Below are 24168 nucleotides of genomic sequence, written 5' to 3' on the forward strand. Positions count from 1 at the left end.
ACGCGGGTCGGACGCCCTAGAGGTCGACGCCGAGCAGCACCGGCTCCGGCTGCAGCACCAGCCCGAACTCGGCGTGCACGCGGCTCTGGATGAACCGCGCCAGCTCCGCGACCTCCGCCGCGGTCGCCCCACCGCGGTTCGTGAGGGCGAGGGCGTGCTTGGTGGAGACCGAGGCGCGCGACCGCGGGAGCTTGAAGCCCTTGCGGATACCCGCCTGTTCGATCAGCCAGGCCGCGCTCACCTTCACGTCGGGCGCCTCGGCCCTGGTCGGCGGCACGTACCCGTCGTACGACGCGAGCGGGATGACCGTCACGGCGTCGAGGTCGGGGGCCACCGGCCAGCGCGGGCACTCCGGGGGCAGCGTGCGCGCCTGCGCAGCCGTCACGATCGCGTTCTGGAAGAAGGAGCCGACGCCGTGCGTGTCGGGGTCGTGCTCGTCGAGCAGCATGCCCTTCGACCCGCGGGTCGCCAGGATGCGCTCCCGCACCCAGGTCAGCAGCACCGGCGCGTCGTCGGTCAGCCCGAGCGCGCGACGGAGCTGCTCACCGCGCACCACCCGCTCCCCCGCGACCAGCAGGTCGACCGTCACCGACAGGATCACGGCGCGGCGCTGCGGCTCGCTGCCGTGGTGATGCTTGAGCACCGAGGTGCGGAAGCCCAGCCCGAGCTCCGCCGCGGGCACGGTCGAGATCTCACCCGTGGACTCGTCGATCAGCTCGACCTCGACCAGCGTCTCCTGGATCTCCTGGCCGTAGGCGCCGATGTTCTGCACGGGAGACGCACCGACGGTCCCCGGGATGCCGCTCATGGCCTCCAGGCCGGCGTACCCGTGCTCGACCGCGTAGGCGACGAGGTCATCCCAGCCGTGGCCCGCCTGCACGCGCAGCCGGATACGACCCGCATGCGGCGAGGGGAGCTCCTCGATCCCGGTCGTGCGGACGCGGATGACGGTGCCGTCGAACGGCTCGTCCCCCACGAAGAGGTTGGAGCCGCCGCCCAGCACCAGCCACGGGTCGCCCCGCTCCCAGGTCTCGCGGAGCGCCTCGACGAGACCCTCGGTCGTGGTGGCGTCGAACATGCGCTCGGGGGCGCCGCCGGTGCGCAGCGTCGTGAGCTCGGCCAGCCGCAGGGGTTCGACCTCTCTCATCGGACGGCGACGCGCAGCTGCGCCTTGACGAGCACGCTCGTGTCGTCGAACGTGACCTTCAGGTCGATCCGCGCGGTGTCGTCGTCGACCGCGCCGACCGTCGCCGCCACATGGATGTCGGCACCGTCCACCGGGTCGACCACGACGGGCTTGGTGAAGCGCACGCCGTAGTCGACGATGCGGGTGGCGGGGTCGAGGGCGGCCACGACCACCGACGAGGCGATGCCCATCGTGAGCATGCCGTGCGCGAGCACGCCGGGGAGCCCGACCGATGCGGCCACGTCGTCGCGGTAGTGGATGGGGTTGAAGTCTCCGGAGGCACCGGCGTAGCGCACCAGGGACTCGCGGGTGAGGTGCACGGTGCGCTCGGCGACCACGTCTCCGACGGTGAAGCCCATCAGGCGTCCTCTCCCTCTTCCGCGCCGACGAGCAGCACGGTGGTGGCGGTGACCACGTGCGCACCCTCGTCATCGACGATCTCGGTCTCGCTCGTGATCATGGCGTTGCCGCCCATCATGCGGATGCCGGTGACCCGCAGCTGTGCGGTGACCTCGTCGCCCGCCACGATCGGCCGCGAGTAGCGGAACCGCTGCTCCGCATGGACCGTGCGCGACAGCTCGATCCCGGCGTTCTCGTCGCCCAGCAGCTGCTGGAGCGTGAGGTCCTGGATCACCATCGCGAAGGTCGGCGGGGCGACCACGTCGGCGTAGCCGGCTGCGCGGGCCGCCTCGACGTCGGTGTGCTGCGGGGCGTCGGCGAAGACGGCGCGCGCGAACTCGCGCACCTTCTCCCTGCCGACCAGATAGGGGGCGGTCGGCGGGAACTCCCGGCCGATCAGATCTTGGTTGACTGCCACCCCTCGATCCTACCGAGGGGGTGGACACCGGACGCCCTCGCGACCGTCAGTCCTTCGATCGCGCCACCATGTTCAACGTCATCCGGCTGGGGACGACCTTCACCCGGGAGGTGTGCACGATCTCGCCGGAGCGGTCGAGAGCACGCTTGCGGATGACGATGAGCGGATCGTGCTCGGGGCGCGCGAGCCACTCCGCTGTCTGCGCGTTCGTGAACCCCACGTCGATCTCGCGGTACATCTCCGAGAACTCCACGCCGTAGACGTCGCGGAGCACCTGGTAGGTGGAGGTGTCGTCGCGGATGTGCCGGTCGAATTCGGGGAAGCGGGTGAGGGAGTACCGGCTGTCGTCGATGGACAGCGGGATGTCGTCGAGGGCGAAGACGCGCACGAGACGGAACACCGGGTCACCCACCTGCACGCCGAGACGGCGCGCGCGCTTCTCGTCGGCGGGGACGGTCTCGGCGCGCATGATGCGACGGGACTTGACGCCGTCGGCGACGACCGTGTCGGCGAATCCGCCCAGCGTCATGGCTCCGATCACTTCGCGGCGCGGCGCCACGAACGTGCCGCGGCCCTGCTGCCGTCGCACGATGCCGAGGCTCTCCAGATCGGCGACCGCGCGACGCACCGTGATGCGACTGACGCCGAAGCGTTCGCACAGCTCCGGCTCGGACGGCAACCGCTCCCCTTCGCCGTAGGTGCCCGCGTCGATCTCGCGCAGGAGCAGCCCGCGGACCTGCTCGTGCAGCGGCGTCGATCCCACCCCCGGCGACAGCTGAGTCACGTCGAAGCCCTCCTCTCCGGCGCCGGATAGTGGCGCAGCATCTGCGCTCGCGCGTCGTCCCCGGCATGCACAGGGTATCCGAAGGCACCGCGCAGGGTGCAGGCGAGCGCCCCGCTCGTCGCGGCGACGTCGAGGCAGTCGCCGAGGTCGGCGCCGGCCGCCCGCGCCGCGAGGAACCCGGTGAGGAACGCGTCGCCCGCGCCGAGGGCGTCGACCGCGGTGACCGGGCGGATGCCGGTGCGATGCACGGACTGCGCGTCGAAGGCGAGGGATCCGCGGGCGCCCAGGGTGACCACGGCCGACCCGATGCCGCAGCGCACGGCGTAGCGGCCCAGTTCCTCGACCTCGGCATCGGAGAGTCCGCCCCCGGAGAAGAAGCCGACGTCGACGTGCGGTGCCGTGCTGCGGATCACCTCGGGTGACGCGTCGTCGGAGTAGTCGAACGACACCCGCGTCCCGCGCTCGGCGATGGCGGGCAGCTCGGGCTCCAGCGACGAGTACACCGACGTGTGCACGCGGGCGAAGCGGGCGAGATACTCGTGGTCGACCTCGCTCAGCCGCAGCCGCAGCTCGGATTGCACCCCGCCGCGGTTGGAGGCCACGAAGCGCCGGTCGCCGTCGTCGTCGAGGGCGACGAACGCCATCCCGTTGGCGCCGTGCACACGACGGACCCGGGCGGCGTCGACGCCGATCTCGTCGAGCACGCCGCGCACGTGGTCGGCGAACCGGTCGTCGCCCATGATGCCCATGAACGCGGCACTCCCCCCGAAGAACAGCCGGCTGTAGGCGGCGACGTTCAGGGCGTTGCCCCCGGGATAGGCGAGGTCCTCGTGCAGGTAGCAGTCGAGAACGTTGTCACCCACGCCGACGAGCGAGGGCGGGGGCACCGCGGCGAGCGCGGCGCGGAGGTCATCCACGTCCATGGTCATCCCTTCACGCTCCCCGCCGCGACGCCCGCCACGAAGTAGCGCTGCAGTGCGAGGAACACCACCACGATCGGGAGGGCGGCGATCGTCAATCCTGCCAGCAGCACCCCCCATTCGGTCGACAGCGAGTCCCGGAACGACATCAGCCCGGCGGGAATGGTGCGCAGCGCATCGGCGTCGATGTAGACGATCGCGAAGAGGAACTCGTTCCAGGCGAAGTAGCCGGTCAGCACGGCGGCCGTGGTGAGCACCGAGGCGCTCAGCGGGAGGTAGACGTGGCGGAAGACGCCGAACGAGCGGCAGCCGTCGATGGTCGCGGCGTCCTCCAGCTCGCGCGGGATCCCGAGGAACACCGACCGGATGAGGAGGATCGCCATCGGCAGCCGGAACGCCACGTAGGGCAGGATCATCGCCCAGGAGGTGTTCAGCAGGCCCATCGCGTCCAGCAGCCGGTACAGCGGGATCAGGCTCACCTGCGGTGCGACGACCAGGCCGCCCATGGCGATGATCAGGACGATGTTCGCGATCCGGCTCGACAGTCGCACCATGCCGTACGCGCACAGTGCCGCGATCGCCACCGTGGCCACCGTCGAGACGATCGTGACGACGACCGAGTTCACGAAGTAGTCGGAGATGCCGCGGTCCCAGGCGGCCGCGTAGTTCTGCACGAGCCAGACCGACGGCAGTCCCCAGGGGTCGGTGAAGATCTCGGACGACGACTTGAACGACGAGATGACCATCCACAGCAGCGGGTAGGCGATCACGACGGCGTAGATCACGAGGACGAGGTGGACGGGAACCTGGCGGAGACGTTCCGCCGGACGGAGCCGGGTGCCGCTCATCTCAGTCCCTCCCGCTTCGGAACGACACCATCTGCACGACCGACAGCACGAGGGTGATCACGAAGATCAGGCTGGCAATGGCCGAGGCGTAGCCCATCTGGTTCTGGAAGAAGCCCTGGTTGTACATGTAGGTCGCCAGCACCTGGGTGGTGTTGCCCGGGCCTCCCTTGGTGAGGATGTAGGGCTCGTTGAAGACCGTGAAGGCCCCAGAGACGGTGAGGATCATGGCGACGAAGATCATCTCCTTGGCCTGCGGCACGGTGATGCTGAAGAACTGGCGGATGCGGCCGGCGCCGTCGAGCGACGCCGCCTCGTAGTACTCCTCGGGGATCTGCTGCAGCGCCACGACGTAGAGCATGCAGACGTAGCCGATGCTCTGCCACTGCGAGACGCCGATGACCGCCCCCATGGCCGTGTCGACGTCGGCGAGCCACGCGGTCTGCAGGCCGCCGAGCCCGACGGCTTCCAGCAGGGCGTTGAGCAGTCCGCCACGGGCGTTGTAGACGAACGTGAACAGCAGCGCGATCACCGTCATGGAGATGACGGCGGGGAGGAAGTAGACGCTCCGCAGGAAGGCGCCCATGCGCGGTCCCAGCAGCCGGGTGAGCCAGGCCGCGATCACGAGAGCGCCCAGCACCTGGCACACGATCGACACGACCGCGTACAGGATGTTGTTGCCCAGCGCGGTCGCGATCACGGGGTCCGACAGCAGGCGGGCGAAGTTGTCGAGGCCGACGAAGCGCATCTCACCGGCGCCGGCGCTGAAGGAGAAGAAGCCGAAGGCCGCGTTGGCGACCAGCGGGTAGTACACGAACACCCCGATCAGGATGATCGCGGGAAGCACGTAGAGCAGGTTCGACCAGGCTCGGGATCGTGTTCTCATCACGGTGTCTCTTCCGAAGTGGGAGGGGCCGCCGACGGCGGGCGACGGCGGCCCCGAGGCGGATCAGGAGGCGTCGCGCACCCGCGTCGCCGCCTCCTGCACGGCGGCCATGACACCCTCCGGGGTCTGCTGGCCGCTGAGCATCAGCTGCGTCTCGGACAGGTACGCCTGCACGATCTGCGGATCGTAGGCGTTGTCGAGCCAGGTGGTCATCGCCGAGGCGTCGACGATCCCCTGCGCGAGCTCCTGGGAGATCTCGGGCACGTCCGCCTCCTCCACGGCACCCTTCACCGGGCTCAGCTCCCCCGCCCGCTCGGCGTAGGCGATGCCGCTCTGCGTGCTGAGCAGGAACTCCAGGAAGCGCTGCGCCTCCTCCGGGTGCTTCGTGGTCTTCGAGATCGCGAAGCCCTCCGGTGCCCCCGTCAACTCCTCCGGGTCGCCCTTGCCTCCCTCGACGGCCGGGAAGTTGAACGTGCCGTACTCGAACTGCGCGTCGCCGAAGTACCCCACCTCGGCGCTCTGCATGTACATGATGGGCGCCTCCCCCGCGATCCACGCGTTGCGCGCGATCTCGTGCCCGACGGCGGTGAGGTCGTCGTTCATGTACTCCGCCAGCTCCTGGAACCTCTCCAGAGCGGTCACGTACCCGGGGTCGGTGAACTCGCCGGTGGCGGGATCCTGATCCGCGGCGAAGACCTCCGGGTCGACCACGCGCTGGTTGAGCGTGCCCACGTAGTGCGCGATCGTCCACTGCTCCTGCGCGCCGTACTCGATGGGGGTCATCCCCGCGTCCTGGATCTCCTCCAGCACGTCGATGAACTCGTCCCACGTCGTCGGCGGCTCGAGCCCCAGCTCCTCGAAGACGTCCTTGTTGTAGAAGAACAGCTTCGACTGCATCCCCACAGGCAGACCGTAGGAGGTGCCGTCGACCTCGAAGGCCTCGAGCTGGCTCGGGTAGAAGCTGTCACGGAACGCGGCGTCCTCTTCGAGCCACGGCCCCAGGTCGAGCAGCGCGTCGTTGGCGACGAGCTCATCGACGAACGATCCGCTCCACGTGAAGAGCACGTCCGGGGCGTTCGCGGAGCCGGCGACGACCTTGACCTTGTCCTTGTAGGCGTCGTTGAGCACGCTCTCGACGGAGACGGTGATGTCGGGGTTCTCCTTCTCGAACTCCGCCACCATGTCGCTGTAGTACGAGTTTTTCGGCTCGTTCGGCCAGCGGTGGAAGAAGCTGATCTCCACCTGGCCGTCCGCGGCCTCGCTCTCGCCTCCGGCGCACGAGGCCAGGGGGACGACGAGGGCGACAGCGGCCGCAGCCGCCACGCCGATCCGGGTTGACGTTCGCATCATTGCGATCCTTTCGTTCCTAGTACTCCATGCGCCACATGTAGCGGCGCACGCTGAGGGGGTGACCACGGTGGTCGGCGAGCGCGTCCGCGTAGGCGCGCAGCACGATGTTGAAGAGCAGGTGGGCGAAGACGCCACGGACCTCGGGGGCGACGACGTCCAGGCCGAACTCCTGCGCGTCGAGCACCAGCACCCGCTTCGAGTGCTTCGTGACGAAGTCGACGGCGCGCTGCTCCACGGCGCGGGTCTCGTCGAGGCCGAGCAGCGCGATGAAGGGCACGTCCTCCTCGGTGATCTCGAACGGGCCGTGGAAGTACTCGCCGGCGTGGATCGCGGCGGAGTGCACCCACTGCATCTCCTGCAGCAGGCAGATGGCGAAGGAGTAGGCCGAGCCGAAGTTGGATCCCGCGGCCATGGTGTAGATGAGGGGCTCGCGGCGGGAGGCGTAGCCCCAGGCATCGGCGGCGGCGGCGTGCGCCTCGCGGGCTGCGGGAACGAGCGAGGGCAACTGGGCCACGGCGTCGTCGACGGCGGTCGCGATACCCGCCTGCTCGCGGTCGTCGAGGATGCCGGCGGCGAGGCGCAGGAGGAGCGCCGGCCCGACGTGGGCCTCGCTCTTGCCCTCGCCGTGCTGGTAGGCCACGACATGCTCCGCGGCCTCGGCCAACGGGGAGGCGGGGTCGAACGTGAAGGCGACGGTGAGGGCGCCGCGCTCGCGGGCGTGACGGGCGGCTTCGACCGTCTCCGGGGTGGTGCCCGAGTGCGAGCAGAGGAGGACGAGGGTGTCCGCGTCGACGCGGGACGAGGCGCGCGAGGTGAACTCGGCGGCGTTCAGGGCGGTCGCCTCGAGCCGGACGGCCTTCGTTCCGAAGAGGTACTCGATGGGCTGCATGACGGCGTAGGAGCCGCCGCAGGCGGTGAGCACGACGCGCGAGATGGTGTCCCGGGTCGCGATCGCCTGGCGAGCCGCAGCGAGCTGGTTCTCGATGGCGGCGGAGTCGACGAACAGAGCGGTGGCAGACAAGATGGTCCCTTCTGATGACCGGTAGCAAACATCATGACTTGTTATATGACGTCATGTGATGACTGACGTTAGCGAGAGACCGGTCGGCTTGTAAAGAGGTCTGCGGAAAATGGGTCGCAGAAAACCTCCCGGCGACGAAGGACCCTGTCGGCGCGGGTTAGGAGCCGGCGAGCGGAAAGCGCGGAATCAGGCGCGACGACGGCCGCGGACGGCCTTGATCGCCATCTGCACCGCGATCACCACGAGGTACGCGGCGAACAGGATGTTGCCCACGGAGGGGTTGACGATCGTCGCGAGCCACGCGCCGAGCGCGGTCGTCGTGCACGCCGAGACACCGATGAGCGCGGCGGCGAGCAGGTCGACGTTCCGGTTGCGGAGGTTGCCGACGGTGCCGGAGATCGCGGTCGGGATCATCATCAGCAGCGACGTGCCCTTGGCGACCAGGTCGCTGGTGCCGAACGCGAGCATGAGCACCGGCACCACGATCACACCGCCGCCGACGCCGATGAGTCCGGCGAGGATGCCGGTGCCCACGCCGACGCCGACCAGGGCGATACCGGTGAGCCAGGTCAGCTCGAACACGGCGTCCCGCGAGGGGATCACCAGGAACAGGCTCACGATCACCACGACCAGGAAGCCCACGAAGCCCCAGCGCAGCGCGGTCTGCGAGATGCGCGGGAGCAGGCGCGTGCCGATCTGCGCGCCCACCACGGCGCCCGCGGCGAGGATCAGGGCCGGGATCCATGCCACCGATCCGGTGGTGGCGTACGAGATGACACCGACGCTGGCGGTCGGCACGATCGCGGCCAGCGAGGTGCCGGCCGCGAGCCGCTGGTCGAAGTGCAGCAGGAGCACCAGGAGCGGGACGATGACCGTGCCGCCGCCGACGCCGAACAGGCCGGAGAGGAGACCGGCGAGCAGGCCGATGCCGATGAATGCCGTGTAGGCGCGAGGCCCGCGTCTCAGGGCCTGCGCGTCAGTCACCGGACCAGCCTACTCCCGGCTCCTCCCCTGCTCGACCCCGCGGCTCTCACACCTCGGAGTCGGCCTTCACCGGCACCGCGATCGACGCCGTGAGCGCCTGCTCGTACCGCCACTGCCGACGCCGCAGCCACAGCCCGCCCGCGATCAGCAGCGCGAGCACGGCGTAGGCGACGGCCGCGAACGGCTGCGCGACGAGCGTCGTCAGGTCGCCCTGGCTCAACTGAAGTGCGCGACGCAGCTGCTCCTCGCCCATCGGCCCGAGGATCATGCCCACCACGAGCGGTGCCACGGGGAACCCGTACCGGCGGAGGAAGTACCCCAGCACACCGATGATGAGCAGGATCAGGATGTCGACGACCGCGAAGTTCAGCGCATAGGCACCGAACGCGGCGAAGAGCAGGATGCCCGCGTAGAGGTACGGCCGAGGGATCTGCAGCAGCTTCACCCACATGCCCACGAGCGGCAGGTTGAGCACGAGCAGGATGACGTTGCCGATGTACAGGCTCGCCACCAGCGCCCACACCAGGTCGGACTGTCCCGTGAACAGCAGCGGGCCCGGCTGCAGGCCGTACGTCTGGAACGCGGTCAGGATGATCGCCGCGGTCGCGGTGGTCGGCAGGCCGAGCGTCAGCAGCGGCACGAGCACTCCGGCCGCTGCCGCGTTGTTCGCCGACTCCGGCCCGGCCACCCCCTCGATGGCGCCACGCCCGAACTCGTCCTTGCGGCGGGAGAGCTTCCGCTCCGTCGCGTACGACAGGAAGGTCGCGACATCGGCACCGCCCGCCGGGATCGTCCCGATCGGGAACCCGATGGCGGTGCCGCGCAGCCACGGCTTCCACGACCTCCGCCAGTCGTCCTTCGTCATCCAGCTCCGCCACCCGCGCGCCACCGGGATCACGTCGACCGCACCGTGGCGCAGACGGGCGGCGACGTAGAGCGTCTCCCCCACGGCGAACAGGCCCACCGCCACCAGCACCACGTCGATGCCGTCCGCGAGCGGCAGCAGGCCGAGCGTGTAGCGCTGCTGCCCGGACAGCCAGTCGGTGCCGACCAGCCCGAGGAACAGCCCGACGCCGAGCGACAGCAGGCCCCGCGGCACCGAGGAGCCCATGAGCGCGCCGACCGTGACGAACGCGACGACGATCAGCGCCACGTAGTCCGCCGGTCCGAGGTTCACGGCGAACTGCGCCAGCACCGGCGCCAGCAGCGTGAGGCCGATCGTCGCGAGCGTGCCGGCGACGAACGAGCCGATCGCCGCGGTCGCGAGGGCCGCGGCGCCCCGGCCGAGCTTGGCCATCCTGTTGCCCTCGATCGCGGTGACGATCGAGGCCGACTCCCCGGGAGTGTTGAGGAGGATGCTCGTGGTCGATCCGCCGTACATGCCGCCGTAGTAGATGCCGGCGAAGGTGATCAGGGCCGCGGCCGGCTCCAGCGTGTAGGTGAGCGGCAGGAGGAGGGCCACCGTCATGGCGGGGCCGATACCCGGGAGCACGCCCACTGCCGTGCCGATCAGCACGCCGAAGAACGCGAACACGAGGTACTGGGGCTGCAGCGCGGTCGCGAAGCCCTCCAGGAGCAGGGTCCAGCTGTCCATCAGAGCATCCTCCCCAGCCAGCCGAGCGCCGGCCCCCACGGGAGCGACAGCCCGAGCAGTCCGCCGAACACGATCTGCACCACGAGCGCGATGGCCGCACCGACCAGCAGGGCCACCCACCATCGGCGTGCTCCGAGCGCCCAGGCGACACCGCCGAACAGCAGCGCCGCGGCGGGCGCCCACCCGAGCGGCTCGATCAGCAGCAGGTGCGCCACCACGAGCGCCACGATCTTCACGAGCGCGAGCCAGTCCGTCGGAAGCGCCTGGTCGATGTCCTCGCCGTCCTCCGGGACGCCGCGGTGACCGCGGAGGATGCTCACGACCACGGCCACCGCCGACCCGAGCAGCAGCACCGACACGAACAGAGGGAACACGGTCGGACCCACCTGGGCCCCGGCAGGGACGTGGATGGAGAACACGCCGACGAGGGCGAACACACCGAGCGCGACCATGAGGAGGGCGAAGACGAGCTCGCCCCGCGGCAGAGACCCGAGCGAGCCCACAGACCGGCGTGTGCCGGTCTGCAGGCCCGAGGGCCCGGGAGACCCGGTCGACATGTCAGCCGACCAGCCCGATGTTCTGCAGCGTCGTGGTGACCTCGCCGATGTTGCCGGTGAGGAACTCGTCGAACTCCGCACCGGTGAGGAACGCGTCGGCCCACCCGCGGGTCTCCAGCTCGTCCTTCCAGGCGTCCGACTCCTCCAGCTCGGTCACGATGCGCTCCAGCTCCGCGCGCTCGGCGTCGTCGATGCCCCCCGGGGCGATCACGCCGCGCCAGTTGGTGAGCACCACGTCGTAGCCCGCGTCGGTGATGGTGTCGACGTCGGGCAGCTGCGCGACGGGCTCGTCGGACGACACCGCGAGCGCCTTCATCGTCCCCGCCTCGATGTGCTGCAGGAACTCGCCGACGCCCGAGATGCCCGCGGCGACCTTGCCGCCGAGGATCAGCGACGTCGCCTCGCCGCCACCGGAGTTGGGCGTGTAGTTGAGCTTCTCCGCGATCTCCCCGCCGTCCAGGCCCGCCTCCTCCAGCAGGAGCCCGGCCAGGATGTGGTCGGCCCCGCCCGCCGAACCGCCGGTGATGGTCACGGCCTGTCCGCGGTCGACGACGTCCTCCACCAGGTCCTCGAGCGTGTCGTACTCCGACTCCGCGGGCACGACCACCACGAGCGGCTCGTCGGTGAGGCGGGCGATCGGCGTCATGTCCTCGATGCGGACCGCGGACGCGTTGGTCTCGACCGCTCCGACCATGACCAGTCCCATCACCATGAGCGTCGCCGGGTCCTTCTCGTTGGCGAGCTGCGCGAGGCCGACGGTCCCCCCGGCGCCTCCGACGTTCGTGACCGGGGCGGAGCCGACGATCCCGTCCTCCGTGAGCAGCTGCGACATCGCGCGGCCGGTCTGGTCCCACCCGCCGCCAGGGTCGGCGGGGACCACGATGTTCAGGTCGGTGATGGCGACGGCTTCCCCGTCTCCGTCCGAGCCTCCGGCGTCTCCGCCTCCCGACGAGCACGCGGTGAGAGCGAGGGCGGTGGCGGCGACCGCGGCGGTCAGGGTGGCGATGCGGACGTACTTCATGGCGCTCCTCCTTGAGCGTTCGAGTGCAATCCGTCCACCATCGAGGTGTGGATGCGGCCGCTCAAGCTTCCGAAACCATTGGTCGCGTTCCGTAAGTATTGGTCGCGAACGCCGGTCCGCGCGGCTCGCGCCCTGGTTCGACAGCCGGGAGAATGAGCGGGTGGCCTCGAAGATGACGCTCCGGATGCAGCTGCTCGCGCTGCAGGCGCTGATCGTGTTCCTGGTGACCCTCGCCACGGGGATCGCCGCCGGGGCGTTCCAGGAGAACGCGCTCCGCGAGGCCTACAAGGATCGCATGCAGGCGGTCGCGCAGTCCGTGGCCGCGCTGCCCGTGGTGCTCGACGCGTTCGACGACGACGATCCCTCAGCAGCGATCCAGCCGGTCGCGGAGGTGATCAGGGAGGCGTCCGACCTCGCTTACGTGGTGGTCGCCAACGACGAGGGCATCCGGTACTCGCACCCGAACCCGGAGCGCATCGGCGAACGGGTCTCGACCGATCCGTCGATCCCGCTCGGCGGCGATATCTACGTGGGCACGCAGACCGGCACGCTGGGCACCTCATGGCGCGTGAAGGTGCCGATCCGGGATGAGGACGGCGCCGTGATCGGCACGGCATCGGTGGGCATCCTGGAGTCGGAGCTCAGTGAGGAGTTCACCGCCAACCTGGTGTGGCTGATCTCCGCCATGCTCGCCGCTGCCGTGCTGGGCGTGTTCGGAGCGGCATGGGTCACCTCGGTGATCCGGCGCCGCATCTACCGCTTGGAGCCCCATCAGATCGCGGCACTCGTGAAGAACCAGGAGACGACGCTGCACGGGCTGAGCGAGGGCGTGGTCACGGTCGACGGTTCCGGGCGCATCACGCTCGCGAACGACGCGGCCGCCCGTTTCCTCGGTCGTGATGCGGGCGACCTCGACGGTGCCGTGGCGGCCGACGTCCTGGGCGAGGAGCTCACGACGGTGCTGCGTGAGGGCGAGGCCGCGGGCCGCCCGGTGATCGTGGGGTCGCACGTGCTCGTCGCCCGCAGCACCGCGAGCCGCGACGACGACGCCGACCGTGGCGCGACCCTGCTGCTGCGCGACCACACCGAGTTGCACGACGTGGTGCAGCGCGTCGAGGCGGCAGACGCCATCATCGCGTTCCGCGAGCGGTTCGGCCTGCCGAAGGGCCTGAGCGCGGAGACGCTCCACCGCGTGTCCACCGCACTCGCCGCCCGTCCGGACGCCTCAGCGGCGGAGCTGGGCGCCGACCTCGACATCTCCCGCGTGAGCGCCCGCCGCTACCTGGAGCATCTGGCCGCCACCGGGCAGGCGGTGCGCTCGCTCGACTACAGCACGAAGGGCCGGCCTGGCGCACGCTATCGCAGCACCGACGGCCGCTGACGTCCCCCGATGACGACGAAGCCCGCCACCCCGGGTGGGGTGGCGGGCTTCGTGGCGTGCGAGTGTTACTCGGACTTCTTCTCGACAGCGTCCTCGGCGGCGGCCTCAGCGGCCTCGCCCTCGGCCTGCGACTCGGCGCCGGCCTCGGCAGCGGCGTCCTCGGCCGGGGTCTCCTCGGCCGGAGCCTCGGTGGTCTCCTCGGCGGGGGTCTCCTCGGCGGCGGGCTTCTCGGCCTTCGGCGCGGCAGCAGCCTTCTTGGTCGACTTCGCCTTCGGGGTGACGGGCTCGAGGACGAGCTCGATCACGGCCATCGGAGCGTTGTCGCCCTTACGGTTGCCGACCTTGGTGATGCGCGTGTAGCCACCCTCGCGGTCCGCGACGAGCGGAGCGATCTCGTTGAACAGGACGTGCACGACTTCCTTGTCACCGATGACCGACAGCACGCGACGGCGTGCGTGCAGGTCTCCGCGCTTGGCGAAGGTGATCAGGCGCTCGGCGAGCGGACGCAGGCGCTTGGCCTTGGTCTCGGTCGTCTTGATCGACTTGTGGGTGTACAGCGCGGCAGCCAGGTTGGCAAGCAGCAGGCGCTCGTGGGCGGGGCCGCCTCCGAGGCGGGGACCCTTCGTGGGCTTGGGCATAATCGTCTAACTCCTGGTCAGGAAAGGTCGGGTATCAGAAGGACTCGTCTTCGCTGCCGCCGTAGAAGTGGGCGCCGTCGAAACCGGGCACCGAATCCTTGAGCGACAGACCGAGCGAGATGAGCTTGTCGCGCACCTCGTCGACCGACTTCTGGCCGAAATTGCGGATGTTCATGAGCTGCGTCTCCGAGAGGGCGACGAGCTCCGAAACGGTGTTGATGCCCTCACGCTTCAGGCAGTTGTACGAGCGGACCGACAGGTCGAGGTCCTCGATCGGCATCGACAGCTCGTTGGAGTTCACAGCCTCCACGGGCGCCGGGCCGATCTCGATGCCCTCGGCCTCGACGTTCAGCTCGCGGGCGAGACCGAACAGCTCGGTGAGCGTCTTGGCGGCCGAGGCGACGGCGTCGCGCGGGCTGATCGCCGACTTGGTCTCGACGTCGAGGACGAGCTTGTCGAAGTCGGTGCGCTCACCGGCACGGGTGGCGTCGACGCGGTAGCTGACCTTGAGGACCGGAGAGTAGATCGAGTCGATCGGGATCTGGCCCGCCTCGGCGTACTCGTTGCGGTTCTGCGTCGCCGAGACGTAGCCACGACCGCGCTCGATCGTCAGCTCGAGCTCGAACTTGGCGGTGTCGTTGAGCGTGGCGATGACGAGCTCGGGGTTGTGCACCTCGACACCGGCCGGAGCCGAGATGTCGGCGGCGGTCACTTCACCGGCACCGGTCTTGCGCAGGTAGGCCGTGATGGGCTCGTCGCGCTCGCTGGAGACGACCAGCTGCTTGATGTTGAGGATGATCTCGGTGACATCCTCCTTCACGCCGGGGATGGTGCTGAACTCGTGCAGCACGCCGTCGATACGGACGCTGGTGACAGCGGCGCCGGGGATCGACGACAGCAGGCTGCGGCGCAGCGCGTTGCCGATCGTGTAGCCGAAGCCGGGCTCCAGAGGCTCGATGATGAACCGGCTCCGGTTCTCGACGATCTTTTCCTCGGTCAGTGTGGGACGCTGTGCAATAAGCACTCTGTGTTCCTTTCGATCACATGCCCGCTATATGACATGTGGTGGGGTGAGGTCTTGAGTTGTGGAAGTCGATGCCCGCGCGGGGCGCCGAGCCGCTCGGCTCCGGAGAGACGAGCGGCTCGGTGCACGCATCAGACGCGGCGACGCTTCGGCGGGCGGCAGCCGTTGTGCGCCTGCGGGGTGACGTCCTGGATCGAGCCCACCTCGAGGCCGGCGGCCTGCAGCGAGCGGATCGCGGTCTCGCGGCCGGAGCCCGGACCCTTCACGAAGACGTCGACCTTCTTGACGCCGTGCTCCTGCGCCTGGCGGGCGGCCGACTCGGCGGCCATGCCTGCGGCGTACGGGGTCGACTTGCGGGAGCCCTTGAAGCCCACGCCACCCGACGACGCCCAGCTGATGACAGCGCCGGACGGGTCGGTGATCGAAACGATGGTGTTGTTGAACGTCGACTTGATGTGGGCCTGGCCCAGCGCGATGTTCTTCTTCTCCTTGCGGCGCGGCTTGCGCGCGGCGGCCTTGGGTGCAGCCATGAAAGTGTTCTCCTAGTCCCTGGCCGCTGCTTAGCGGGCCTTCTTCTTGCCGGCGACGGTGCGCTTCGGGCCCTTGCGGGTACGGGCGTTGGTCTTGGTGCGCTGGCCGCGGACCGGGAGGCCACGACGGTGGCGCAGGCCCTCGTAGGAGCCGATCTCGACCTTGCGGCGGATGTCTGCGGCGACCTCGCGGCGAAGGTCACCCTCCACCTTGTAGTTGCCTTCGATGTAGTCGCGGAGGGCGACGAGCTGGTCGTCGCTGAGGTCCTTCACGCGGATGCTCTCGTCGATGTCGGTCGCCTTGAGGATCTCGACCGAGCGGGTACGGCCGACGCCGTAGATGTAGGTAAGGGCGATCACCACGCGCTTGTCGCGCGGGATGTCAACGCCGGCAAGACGTGCCATGCGGTTCTCCTGGGTGTTGTGGAGGTGTGGAGCAGGATCGGTGCCCGGGCCTCCGCCCCGAGGTGTCCCCCGCTGTCGCGGGTTCTGATCCTGCCGTGTCGTATTGAGTTATGAGATTGCGAGAGCGCTGCTCACGCAGCGGTGGGCACTCAGCCCTGGCGCTGCTTGTGACGCGGGTTGCTCTTGCAGATCACCATGACGCGGCCGTGGCGGCGGATCACCTTGCAGTGGTCGCAGATCGGCTTGACGCTGGGGTTGACCTTCATGTTGTTTCCTGTTCGCTGTCTTCACCGGGCAGGCGGAATGCCTGGGGTGTTACTTCTCGACCGATCAGCGGTAGCGGTAGACGATGCGGCCGCGGGTCAGATCGTAGGGGCTGAGCTCCACGACGACACGATCCTCGGGGATGATGCGGATGTAGTTCTGCCGCATCTTTCCGGAGATCGTCGCCAGGACCTTGTGTCCGTTGGTGAGCTCAACGCGGAACATCGCGTTGGGCAGAGCCTCGGAGATCACGCCTTCGATCTCGATGACACCGTCTTTCTTAGCCATAGCCTCGCTGACGCTTCTGCAGACCGGTCGATCTGCGGTGGATGGGTGGGGGTGGCGCCTGGCCGATCGGACACGCCGAACGCATGGCACAAGGCACCAAAGATCTATGTTATCCGACGATGCCCCGTCCGGCAACTTGGCCGGACGGGGCATCGGGGCGGATCACACTCAGCTCAGGAGGTCGGTGAGCTTCTTCATGTCGGCCTGATTCTGCAGGTCGAGCCGCTCGCCGTTGATCTCCACGGTCGGGGTGCCCTTGATGTCGTTCTTCTTCGCCTGGGCGGCGCCGAACTTGCGATAGGTCTCGTCGGTGATGCACGAGACGACGTCGTCGTCCGCACCCACCTGCTTCGCGAACTCGGCCAGCTGGTCGGTGGTCAGACCCGCGGTGTTCTCCGTCGGCTGGTTCTCGAACAGCACCTTCGCGTAGTCGAAGTAGAGGTCGGCGTCGGACTCCGCGACGCAGAACGCCGCCCCGGCCGAACGCGACGAGTACTCGGTGCCCTGCGAGAAGCGGTCGAGGATCGCGATGGGGTGGTTCACGAGCGTGATCTCCCCGCTCGCCGCCTTCTCCTCCAGCTGCGCACCGAACTGGTCCTCGAAGGCCTTGCACGCCGGGCACTGGAAGTCGAGGAACACCGCGACGGTGTCCTTGCCGTCGCCCTTGCTGATCGAACCGGCCTCGGGGTCGAAGTTCTTGCTGGCGCTCGGCACGGCTCCTGGCGACGTGGCCTGGTTGTTGAGGAACACCACGAGTCCACCGATCGCGACCAGGACCACGACGACGGCGATGGAGATGCCGATCGCGAACCAGTTGGTGTTGCTCTTCGCCGCTGCCATTACTTTCCGATCTCTCGAGGCTCGACCCCGAACGGGGCGAGTCCGGCTCTTCCGCCATCGGGCGCGGTGAGCACCCATATGCCACCATCATGTCGGGCGACGCTATGTTCCCAATGTGAGCCGTCAGTGCCGTCGACGGTGGTCACGGTCCAGTCGTCGTCCTCGATGAACGTGGCCTCGCCGCCGGCGGTGACCATCGGCTCGATCGCCAGCACGAGCCCGGGCTTCACGTCGGCGCCGCGGTCGGGCGTGCGGTAGTTGAACACGCTCGGGGCCTCGTGCATCTTGCGGCCGATCCCGTGGCCGACGTACTCGCGGAGGATGCCGTACGGCTCCCCCGACACCACCGACGGCCCTTGCGCCTCGATGTAGTCCTGGATCGCGGCGCCGATCTCGTCGATCGAGGTCGCGGTGGCCATCGCGGCGATGCCCGCCCACATCGACCCCTCGGTCACGCGCGAGAGCTCCTCGCGACGGGCCACGAGCTCCGGACGCTCCGCGTCGGGGACGACGACCGTGATCGCGCTGTCGCCGTTCCATCCCTCGTACTGGGCGCCGCAGTCCACCGACACGATGTCGCCGGGCTCGAGCACGCGCTCCCCCGGGATGCCGTGGACCACCTGCTCGTTCACCGACACGCAGATCGTGTGGTGATAGCCGCGCACGAGCTGGAAGTTCGACTCGGCCCCGCGCTGGCGGATCGCGCGGTTGGCTGCGGCGTCGAGCTCGATGGTCTTCACGCCCGCCCTGATGAGGGGACGGACGGCATCGAGTGCCGCGGCCGTGATCAGCCCGGGCTCGACCATGGCGCGCAACTGCGCCGGGGTCTTGTAGATCGAGCGGCGGAACATCTCAGGCTGCGGAGGCCGCGGAGCGCAGACCCCTCGCGGAGAGTGCTGCAGCGATGCGCTCGGTGATCTCCTCGAGCGAGCCAACGCCGTCGATGCGGTCGACGATCCCGCGCGCGCTGTAGACCTCGATGATCGGGGCCGTCTCGTTCTCGTAGATGTCCAGGCGGTGTGCGATGGCCTCGTCCGTGTCGTCCGAACGCCCCTGCTCCGCGGCACGGAGCGCGAGACGCGCGATGCTCTCCTCGCGCGGGACGTCGAGCAGGATCACAGCGTCGAGCGCCTCCCCCCGGCCCTCCAGGAACGCATCGAGGTGCTCGACCTGAGCCGTGTTCCGGGGGTAACCATCGAGCAGGAAGCCGTTCGCGGCATCCTCCTGGCTCAGCCGGTCGCGCACGATCTCGCTCGTCAGCTCGTCCGGCACGAGGTCGCCCTTGTCGAGGATGGCGGTGACCTGCTGGCCGAGTGCCGTCCCCTCCTTGATGTTCGCGCGGAAGATGTCTCCGGTCGAGACGACCGGGATGCCGTAGGTCTCGGCGATGCGCACACCCTGCGTGCCCTTGCCGGAACCCTGCGGACCGACGATGAGAAGACGTGCGGATGCTGTCATCGGAGAAGCCCTTCGTAGTGTCGCTGCTGCAGCTGGGCGTCGATCTGCTTGACCGTCTCCAGTCCGACGCCGACGATGATGAGGATCGACGCGCCACCGAACGGGAAGTTCTGGTTGGCGCCGACCGTGGCGAGGGCGATCAGCGGGATCAGCGCGATCAGACCCAGGTAGAGCGAGCCGGGCAGCGTGATGCGGGTGAGCACGTAGTCGAGGTACTCCGCCGTCGGGCGACCCGCGCGGATGCCGGGGATGAAGCCGCCGTACTTCTTCATGTTGTCGGCGACCTCGACCGGGTTGAACGTGATCGCGACGTAGAAGTAGGTGAACCCGATGATCAGCAGGAAGTAGGCGATCATGTAGATCGGGCTGTTGCCGCTCGTGAAGTTCGCCGTGACCCAGCTCACCCAGGCGGGCGGCGTCGAGCCGTCCTGCGGGGTGTTGAACTGCGCGATCAGCGCGGGGATGTACAGCAGCGACGACGCGAAGATCACGGGGATCACACCCGCCATGTTCACCTTGATCGGGATGTACGTGTTCGTGCCGCCGTACGTGCGCCGGCCCACCATCCGCTTGGCGTACTGCACCGGGATACGGCGCTGCGACTGTTCGACGAAGACCACCAGGCCCATCACGATGATGCCGACCACGAGCACGAGCAGGAAGATCTCGAAGCCCTTCGTCTGCCAGATGATGCTCATGGCGCCCGGGAAGGTGGCGGCGATCGAGGTGAAGATCAGCAGCGACATGCCGTTGCCGATGCCGCGCTCGGTCACGAGCTCCGCGAACCACATGATGAGGCCGGTACCGGCGGTCATCGCCATGATGATGAGCAGCTGCGCCCACCACACGTCGTTCGTGAGCAGCTGCTGGCAGGCCGCGATGTCGGTCGCGCCGAACAGCTGACCGCTGCGGGCGACCGTGACGAGCGTCGTCGACTGCAGCAGCGCGAGCGCGATCGTGAGGTACCGCGTGTACTGGGTCAGCTTCGCCTGTCCGGCCTGACCCTCCTTGTGCAGCGCCTCGAAGTGCGGGATGACGACGCGGAGGAGCTGCGTGATGATCGTCGCGGTGATGTACGGCATCACGCCGAGGGCGAAGATCGACAGCTGCAGCAGCGCGCCGCCGGAGAAGAGGTTGACCAGTCCGAGCAGACCCTCGGTGCCGGTGTTGGCCGCGAGGCACTCCTCGACGTTCGGGAAGTTCACGAACGGCGCGGGGACGTTCGAGCCGAGTCGGTAGATCGCGATGATGGCGAGCGTGAAACCGATCTTCCGACGCAGGTCGGGCGTGCGGAAGATCCGCGCGATGGCGCTAAACAAGGACGTTCCTCCTGAAAAGGTTGCCGGTCCCTGAAGGACGGCTGAAAGACCAGGGTAACTCACTCCGAGGTCTGCGATTGCGGCGTCGCCGCGTGCCCGCCTGCCGAATCAGAAGAGGGGCCGGAGAATCTCCGACCCCTCTTCTGCGGTGGTTACTTGACGGATCCGCCCGCAGCCACGATCTTCTGCTCGGCGGAACCCGAGACCTTGTCGACCGCGACGGTGAGCTTCACGGCGATGTCGCCGTTGCCGAGAACCTTGACCTTCTCGTTCTTGCGGACCGCCCCCTTGGCCACCAGGTCGCTGACGGTCACGTCGCCGCCCTGGGGGTAGAGCTCCGCGAGCTTCTCCAGGTTCACGACCTGGTACTCGACGCGGAACGGGTTCTTGAACCCGCGCAGCTTCGGGGTGCGCATGTGCAGCGGCATCTGCCCACCCTCGAAGCCGACGCGCACGGTGTTGCGGGCCTTCGTGCCCTTCGTGCCGCGACCGGCGGTCTTGCCCTTCGAGCCCTCACCGCGACCCACACGGGTCTTGGCGGTGTTGGCGCCGGGGACAGGACGCAGGTGGTGCACCTTGAGCACGCCGGGGCGGGACGCGGGAGCGTCCTTCTTCGGCGCGGCCTTCTTCGCAGCCGGCTTCGCGGCGGCGTCGGCCTTCGCGTCGGAGGCGGCCGTCTTGGCCGGCGCCTTCTTCGCAGCGGGCTTCTTCTCAGCAGCAGCCTTGGGAGCGGCAGCCTTCTTCGGGGCCTTCTCAGCCTCGACGGCGGCGTCGTTCTTCTCAGCCATTAGTCGATCTCCTCAACCTTGACGAGGTGGGCGACGGTCTTGACGTAGCCGCGCGTCTGCGCGTCGTCGGGGCGGACGGTGCTGTCACCGATCCGCTTGAGACCGAGGCTGCGCAGCGTGTCGCGCTGGTTCTGCTTCTCGCTCACCTTGGACTTGATCTGCGTGACCTTGAGTCGCGCGGCCATCAGGCACCTACCTTCTGTGCGGCGATGGCCTCGGCCTCGGCGCGGACGAGACGCGCCGGGGCGACCTGGTCGAACTCGAGACCACGACGTGCGGCGACGGCGCGGGGCTCCTCGAGCTCCTTCAGGGCGGTGACCGTCGCGTGCACGATGTTGATCGTGTTCGACGAGCCGAGCGACTTGGACAGCACGTCGTGGATACCAGCGCACTCGAGCACGGCGCGGACCGGACCACCGGCGATCACACCGGTACCGGCAGCGGCCGGACGCAGCAGCACGACACCGGCGGCCGACTCACCCTGCACGGGGTGCGGGATGGTGCTGCCGACGCGGGGCACGCGGAAGAAGTTGCGCTTGGCCTCTTCGACACCCTTCGAGATCGCCAGGGGGACCTCGCGGGCCTTGCCGTAGCCGACGCCCACCAGACCGTTGCCGTCACCGACGACCACGAGAGCGGTGAAGCTGAAGCGACGACCACCCTTCACGACCTTCGAGACGCGGTTGATGGTGACGACGCGCTCCAGGAACTGGTTGTCGCCGCGGTCGCGCGAGTTGCGGTCGCGGCCGCCCTGGTTGCGGTCACGTCCGCCGCGGCGGCCGTCCCGCTGGTCACGAGTCGGCTCAGCCTGCGTGGTGCCGGCGGCCGTCTCGGAAGTGGCAGCTGCCGCTTCGGTCACTTCGTTCTCCTTGTTGTCACTCACAGTGCCAGACCCCCTTCACGGGCGCCGTCGGCGATGGCGGCGACACGACCCGCGTAGCGGTTGCCGCCACGGTCGAACACAGCCTCGGAAACGCCGGCAGCCTTCGCACGCTCGGCGAGCAGCTCGCCGACCTTGCGAGCCTTGGCGGTCTTGTCGCCCTCGAGCGAGCGCAGGTCGGTCTCGAGCGTCGATGCCGACGCGACCGTGTGGCCCTTGCTGTCGTCGACGAGCTGCACGAAGACGTGACGCGCCGAACGGTTGACGACGAGACGCGGACGCGCCTCGGTGCCCACGATCTTCTTGCGAAGACGGGCGTGACGACGCGCGCGGGCGTCGGACTTCGACTTCACAGCCATGGTTACTTACCAGCCTTTCCGGCCTTGCGACGCACGACCTCGCCGGCGTAGCGCACACCCTTGCCCTTGTACGGCTCGGGCTTGCGGATCTTGCGGATGTTCGCAGCCGCCTCACCGACGGCCTGCTTGTCGATCCCGCTGACGGTGAGCTTGTTCGTGCCCTCGACCGTGAGCGTGATGCCGGCGGGCGGGTCGATCAGGACCGGGTGCGAGAAGCCGAGGGCGAACTCGACCGAGCTGCCCTTCTGCTGCACGCGGTAACCGGTGCCGACGACCTCGAGACCCTTGGAGTAGCCCTGGGTCACGCCGATGATGTTGTTGTTGATGAGCGTGCGGGTCAGGCCGTGAAGCGACCGGGACTCGCGCTCGTCGTCGGGGCGGGTGACGAGAACCTGGTTCTCCTCGACCGACACCTCGATGGGGCTGGCCACCGTGAGGGTGAGCTCACCCTTGGGGCCCTTCACCGCGACCTCACGGCCGTCGACCGAAACGGTCACGCCCGCGGGAACGTCGATGGGAAGTCGTCCAATACGCGACATTTCGGATTACCACACGTAGGCGAGAACTTCTCCGCCCACGCCCTTCTGCTCAGCCTGGCGGTCCGTGAGGAGACCGGAGGAGGTGGACAGGATGGCCACGCCGAGGCCGCCGAGGACCGTGGGGATCTCGGTGGACTTCGCGTACACGCGAAGGCCGGGCTTCGACACGCGCTTGATGCCCGCGATGGAGCGCTCGCGGTTCGGGCCGTACTTCAGCGTCAGCGTGAGGTTCTTGCCCACGCGCGCGTCGGACGTCTCCCAACCGGCGATGTAGCCCTCCTGCTGGAGGATCTCCGCGATGTGCGTCTTGAGCTTGCTCGACGGCAGGGTCACGGAGTCGTGGTGCGCCGAGTTCGCGTTGCGCAGACGGGTCAGCATGTCTGCGACCGGGTCTGTCATTGTCATGGTTGTCTACTTTCGTTCATGAGGTTCCGGCTGCCGTTACACGACAGACGGCCTGCGATGAGCACGCAATCTTCAATTGTACGTGCACATCAACGGGCTCAGTGACACGAGACCACTGAGCCCGTCGACGGTGTTACGCCTGAGCGTCGTCCGCGCGGAACGGGAAGCCGAGGTGACGCAGAAGCGCGCGGCCCTCGTCGTCCGTCTTCGCCGAGGTCACGACGGTGATGTCGAAGCCCCGGACGCGGTCGATCTTGTCCTGATCGATCTCGTGGAACACGCTCTGCTCCTGGAGACCGAACGTGTAGTTGCCGTTGCCGTCGAACTGCTTGGCCGACAGACCGCGGAAGTCGCGGATGCGGGGCAGAGCGAGCGACACCAGACGGTCCACGAACTCCCACGCGCGGTCACCGCGGAGGGTGACGTGCGCGCCGATGGCCTGTCCCTCACGCAGCTTGAACTGCGCGATCGACTTGCGAGCCTTCGTGACGATCGGCTTCTGACCGGTGATGCGGGTGAGGTCCTCGACCGCACCATCGATCACCTTGCTGTCGCGAGCCGCCTCGCCGACACCGGTGTTCACGACCACCTTGACCAGGCCGGGGATCTGCATGACGTTCGAGTAGCCGAACTCGTCCTGCAGAGCCTTCTTGATCTCGGCGTTGTACTTCGCCTTCAGGCGGGGCTGGATCTTGCCAGCCACCGCAGCGTCGGTCGTTGCCATCAGAGGTCCTTACCGCTCTTCTTCGCGTACCGCACGCGGACGGTGCGCTTGACGCCGTCCTTGGTCTGCTCCTCGACCCGGTGGCCGACCTTGGTCGGCTTCTTGGTCGAGGGGTCGACGAGTGCGACGTTCGAGATGTGGATGGGCGCCTCGACGGTCTCGAGGCCACCCGTCTTGGTGCCACGCTGCGTCTGACCGACGCGCGTGTGCTTGGTGACGTAGTTGACGCCCTCGACGACGACACGGTTCTGCTCGACGAGGATGTCGAGCACCTTGCCCTGCTTGCCGCGGTCGCCACCACGCTCGGGCTTGGCGCCCGAGATGACCTGAACCAGGTCGCCCTTCTTGATCTTCGCCATGA

Annotated in this window: 32 protein-coding genes; 1 reads left to right on the top strand and 31 read right to left on the bottom strand. The window is 68.5% G+C overall.

Annotated elements, in window-relative coordinates; genetic code table 11:
• Positions 1 to 16 precede the first annotated feature (16 nt).
• From KZC56_RS01015 to KZC56_RS01075, 13 genes are all read right to left on the bottom strand, one after another.
• On the bottom strand, positions 17 to 1147 hold the full coding sequence (locus KZC56_RS01015; RefSeq protein ID WP_247637656.1) for a UDP-N-acetylmuramate dehydrogenase: 1131 nt from the start codon (positions 1145 to 1147) through the stop codon (positions 17 to 19).
• Positions 1144 to 1545 (bottom strand): MaoC/PaaZ C-terminal domain-containing protein, encoded by a 402-nt coding sequence (locus KZC56_RS01020; RefSeq protein ID WP_136045895.1) that lies wholly within the window; start codon positions 1543 to 1545, stop codon positions 1144 to 1146. Before KZC56_RS01020 ends, KZC56_RS01015 begins: the two co-directional genes overlap by 4 nt.
• The gene (locus KZC56_RS01025) at positions 1545 to 2003 is read right to left on the bottom strand and encodes an FAS1-like dehydratase domain-containing protein (protein ID WP_247637657.1); all 459 of its coding nucleotides are present in this window, start codon (positions 2001 to 2003) and stop codon (positions 1545 to 1547) included. The genes KZC56_RS01020 and KZC56_RS01025 overlap by 1 nt, the downstream gene beginning before the upstream one ends.
• Positions 2004 to 2049: 46 nt before the next feature.
• A complete protein-coding gene (locus KZC56_RS01030) occupies positions 2050 to 2787 on the bottom strand; it encodes a GntR family transcriptional regulator (RefSeq protein WP_136028931.1) in 738 nt (245 codons plus the stop codon).
• On the bottom strand, positions 2784 to 3716 hold the full coding sequence (locus KZC56_RS01035; RefSeq protein WP_247637658.1) for a PfkB family carbohydrate kinase: 933 nt from the start codon (positions 3714 to 3716) through the stop codon (positions 2784 to 2786). Before KZC56_RS01035 ends, KZC56_RS01030 begins: the two co-directional genes overlap by 4 nt.
• Positions 3713 to 4555: a carbohydrate ABC transporter permease gene (locus KZC56_RS01040; protein ID WP_247637659.1), complete on the bottom strand. Its 843-nt coding sequence runs from the start codon at positions 4553 to 4555 to the stop codon at positions 3713 to 3715. Before KZC56_RS01040 ends, KZC56_RS01035 begins: the two co-directional genes overlap by 4 nt.
• Position 4556: 1 nt before the next feature.
• Positions 4557 to 5438, bottom strand: a complete 882-nt coding sequence (locus KZC56_RS01045) for a carbohydrate ABC transporter permease (protein ID WP_136028925.1) — start codon at positions 5436 to 5438, stop codon at positions 4557 to 4559.
• 63 nt (positions 5439 to 5501) lie between these two features.
• Positions 5502 to 6788 carry an ABC transporter substrate-binding protein gene (locus KZC56_RS01050; protein WP_247637660.1) on the bottom strand — a complete coding sequence of 429 codons (1287 nt, stop codon included), beginning with the start codon at positions 6786 to 6788 and terminating at the stop codon, positions 5502 to 5504.
• 16 nt (positions 6789 to 6804) lie between these two features.
• Entirely contained in the window at positions 6805 to 7809 is a 1005-nt protein-coding gene (locus tag KZC56_RS01055; RefSeq protein WP_136028921.1) for an SIS domain-containing protein, read from the bottom strand.
• A gap of 186 nt (positions 7810 to 7995) precedes the next feature.
• Entirely contained in the window at positions 7996 to 8793 is a 798-nt protein-coding gene (locus KZC56_RS01060; RefSeq protein WP_136028919.1) for a sulfite exporter TauE/SafE family protein, read from the bottom strand.
• A gap of 46 nt (positions 8794 to 8839) precedes the next feature.
• Positions 8840 to 10387: a tripartite tricarboxylate transporter permease gene (locus tag KZC56_RS01065; protein ID WP_247637661.1), complete on the bottom strand. Its 1548-nt coding sequence runs from the start codon at positions 10385 to 10387 to the stop codon at positions 8840 to 8842.
• Positions 10387 to 10944 carry a tripartite tricarboxylate transporter TctB family protein gene (locus KZC56_RS01070; protein ID WP_136028915.1) on the bottom strand — a complete coding sequence of 186 codons (558 nt, stop codon included), beginning with the start codon at positions 10942 to 10944 and terminating at the stop codon, positions 10387 to 10389. Before KZC56_RS01070 ends, KZC56_RS01065 begins: the two co-directional genes overlap by 1 nt.
• A gap of 1 nt (position 10945) precedes the next feature.
• Positions 10946 to 11965, bottom strand: coding sequence for a Bug family tripartite tricarboxylate transporter substrate binding protein (locus tag KZC56_RS01075; protein ID WP_247637662.1), 1020 nt, complete (start codon positions 11963 to 11965; stop codon positions 10946 to 10948).
• Between the two features lie 160 nt (positions 11966 to 12125).
• On the opposite strand from KZC56_RS01075, the gene KZC56_RS01080 reads away from it, so the two are divergent.
• On the top strand, positions 12126 to 13346 hold the full coding sequence (locus KZC56_RS01080) for a PAS domain-containing protein (RefSeq protein WP_136035979.1): 1221 nt from the start codon (positions 12126 to 12128) through the stop codon (positions 13344 to 13346).
• Positions 13347 to 13411: 65 nt separating this feature from the next.
• Here the strand turns inward: KZC56_RS01080 and rplQ are convergent, their stop codons facing one another.
• From rplQ to rplX, 18 genes are all read right to left on the bottom strand, one after another.
• The gene (gene rplQ, locus KZC56_RS01085; RefSeq protein ID WP_136028908.1) at positions 13412 to 13984 is read right to left on the bottom strand and encodes a 50S ribosomal protein L17; all 573 of its coding nucleotides are present in this window, start codon (positions 13982 to 13984) and stop codon (positions 13412 to 13414) included.
• 34 nt (positions 13985 to 14018) lie between these two features.
• Positions 14019 to 15008: a DNA-directed RNA polymerase subunit alpha gene (locus KZC56_RS01090; protein ID WP_136028906.1), complete on the bottom strand. Its 990-nt coding sequence runs from the start codon at positions 15006 to 15008 to the stop codon at positions 14019 to 14021.
• 131 nt (positions 15009 to 15139) lie between these two features.
• Entirely contained in the window at positions 15140 to 15538 is a 399-nt protein-coding gene (rpsK, locus tag KZC56_RS01095) for a 30S ribosomal protein S11 (RefSeq protein WP_045249905.1), read from the bottom strand.
• Between the two features lie 30 nt (positions 15539 to 15568).
• Positions 15569 to 15943, bottom strand: a complete 375-nt coding sequence (gene rpsM / locus KZC56_RS01100) for a 30S ribosomal protein S13 (RefSeq protein WP_062632862.1) — start codon at positions 15941 to 15943, stop codon at positions 15569 to 15571.
• Positions 15944 to 16092: 149 nt separating this feature from the next.
• Entirely contained in the window at positions 16093 to 16209 is a 117-nt protein-coding gene (gene rpmJ / locus KZC56_RS01105; RefSeq protein WP_005050492.1) for a 50S ribosomal protein L36, read from the bottom strand.
• A 64-nt stretch (positions 16210 to 16273) separates the two neighbouring features.
• Entirely contained in the window at positions 16274 to 16495 is a 222-nt protein-coding gene (infA, locus tag KZC56_RS01110; protein WP_028496510.1) for a translation initiation factor IF-1, read from the bottom strand.
• A gap of 168 nt (positions 16496 to 16663) precedes the next feature.
• Positions 16664 to 17335 carry a DsbA family protein gene (locus KZC56_RS01115; protein WP_136028904.1) on the bottom strand — a complete coding sequence of 224 codons (672 nt, stop codon included), beginning with the start codon at positions 17333 to 17335 and terminating at the stop codon, positions 16664 to 16666.
• Entirely contained in the window at positions 17335 to 18186 is an 852-nt protein-coding gene (gene map / locus KZC56_RS01120; protein ID WP_136035978.1) for a type I methionyl aminopeptidase, read from the bottom strand. The genes KZC56_RS01115 and map overlap by 1 nt, the downstream gene beginning before the upstream one ends.
• Position 18187: 1 nt before the next feature.
• The gene (locus tag KZC56_RS01125) at positions 18188 to 18793 is read right to left on the bottom strand and encodes an adenylate kinase (protein WP_136035977.1); all 606 of its coding nucleotides are present in this window, start codon (positions 18791 to 18793) and stop codon (positions 18188 to 18190) included.
• A complete protein-coding gene (secY, locus tag KZC56_RS01130) occupies positions 18790 to 20112 on the bottom strand; it encodes a preprotein translocase subunit SecY (protein ID WP_136028899.1) in 1323 nt (440 codons plus the stop codon). Before secY ends, KZC56_RS01125 begins: the two co-directional genes overlap by 4 nt.
• Positions 20113 to 20264: 152 nt before the next feature.
• Complete coding sequence (gene rplO / locus KZC56_RS01135) at positions 20265 to 20900, bottom strand: 50S ribosomal protein L15 (RefSeq protein ID WP_136028896.1); 636 nt, start codon at positions 20898 to 20900, stop codon at positions 20265 to 20267.
• Positions 20900 to 21085, bottom strand: coding sequence for a 50S ribosomal protein L30 (gene rpmD / locus KZC56_RS01140; RefSeq protein WP_067121122.1), 186 nt, complete (start codon positions 21083 to 21085; stop codon positions 20900 to 20902). Before rpmD ends, rplO begins: the two co-directional genes overlap by 1 nt.
• Positions 21085 to 21759 carry a 30S ribosomal protein S5 gene (gene rpsE / locus KZC56_RS01145; protein ID WP_200838869.1) on the bottom strand — a complete coding sequence of 225 codons (675 nt, stop codon included), beginning with the start codon at positions 21757 to 21759 and terminating at the stop codon, positions 21085 to 21087. The genes rpmD and rpsE overlap by 1 nt, the downstream gene beginning before the upstream one ends.
• A 20-nt stretch (positions 21760 to 21779) precedes the next feature.
• Complete coding sequence (rplR, locus tag KZC56_RS01150) at positions 21780 to 22139, bottom strand: 50S ribosomal protein L18 (protein WP_136028894.1); 360 nt, start codon at positions 22137 to 22139, stop codon at positions 21780 to 21782.
• Between the two features lie 2 nt (positions 22140 to 22141).
• Entirely contained in the window at positions 22142 to 22678 is a 537-nt protein-coding gene (gene rplF / locus KZC56_RS01155) for a 50S ribosomal protein L6 (RefSeq protein ID WP_136028892.1), read from the bottom strand.
• A 6-nt stretch (positions 22679 to 22684) separates the two neighbouring features.
• The gene (gene rpsH, locus KZC56_RS01160; RefSeq protein ID WP_136028890.1) at positions 22685 to 23083 is read right to left on the bottom strand and encodes a 30S ribosomal protein S8; all 399 of its coding nucleotides are present in this window, start codon (positions 23081 to 23083) and stop codon (positions 22685 to 22687) included.
• A gap of 133 nt (positions 23084 to 23216) precedes the next feature.
• A complete protein-coding gene (rplE, locus tag KZC56_RS01165; RefSeq protein WP_136028887.1) occupies positions 23217 to 23807 on the bottom strand; it encodes a 50S ribosomal protein L5 in 591 nt (196 codons plus the stop codon).
• A complete protein-coding gene (gene rplX, locus KZC56_RS01170) occupies positions 23807 to 24166 on the bottom strand; it encodes a 50S ribosomal protein L24 (RefSeq protein ID WP_136028885.1) in 360 nt (119 codons plus the stop codon). Before rplX ends, rplE begins: the two co-directional genes overlap by 1 nt.
• Positions 24167 to 24168 lie beyond the last annotated feature (2 nt).

Source organism: Microbacterium sufflavum (assembly GCF_023091155.1).
Lineage (GTDB): Bacteria > Actinomycetota > Actinomycetes > Actinomycetales > Microbacteriaceae > Microbacterium > Microbacterium sufflavum.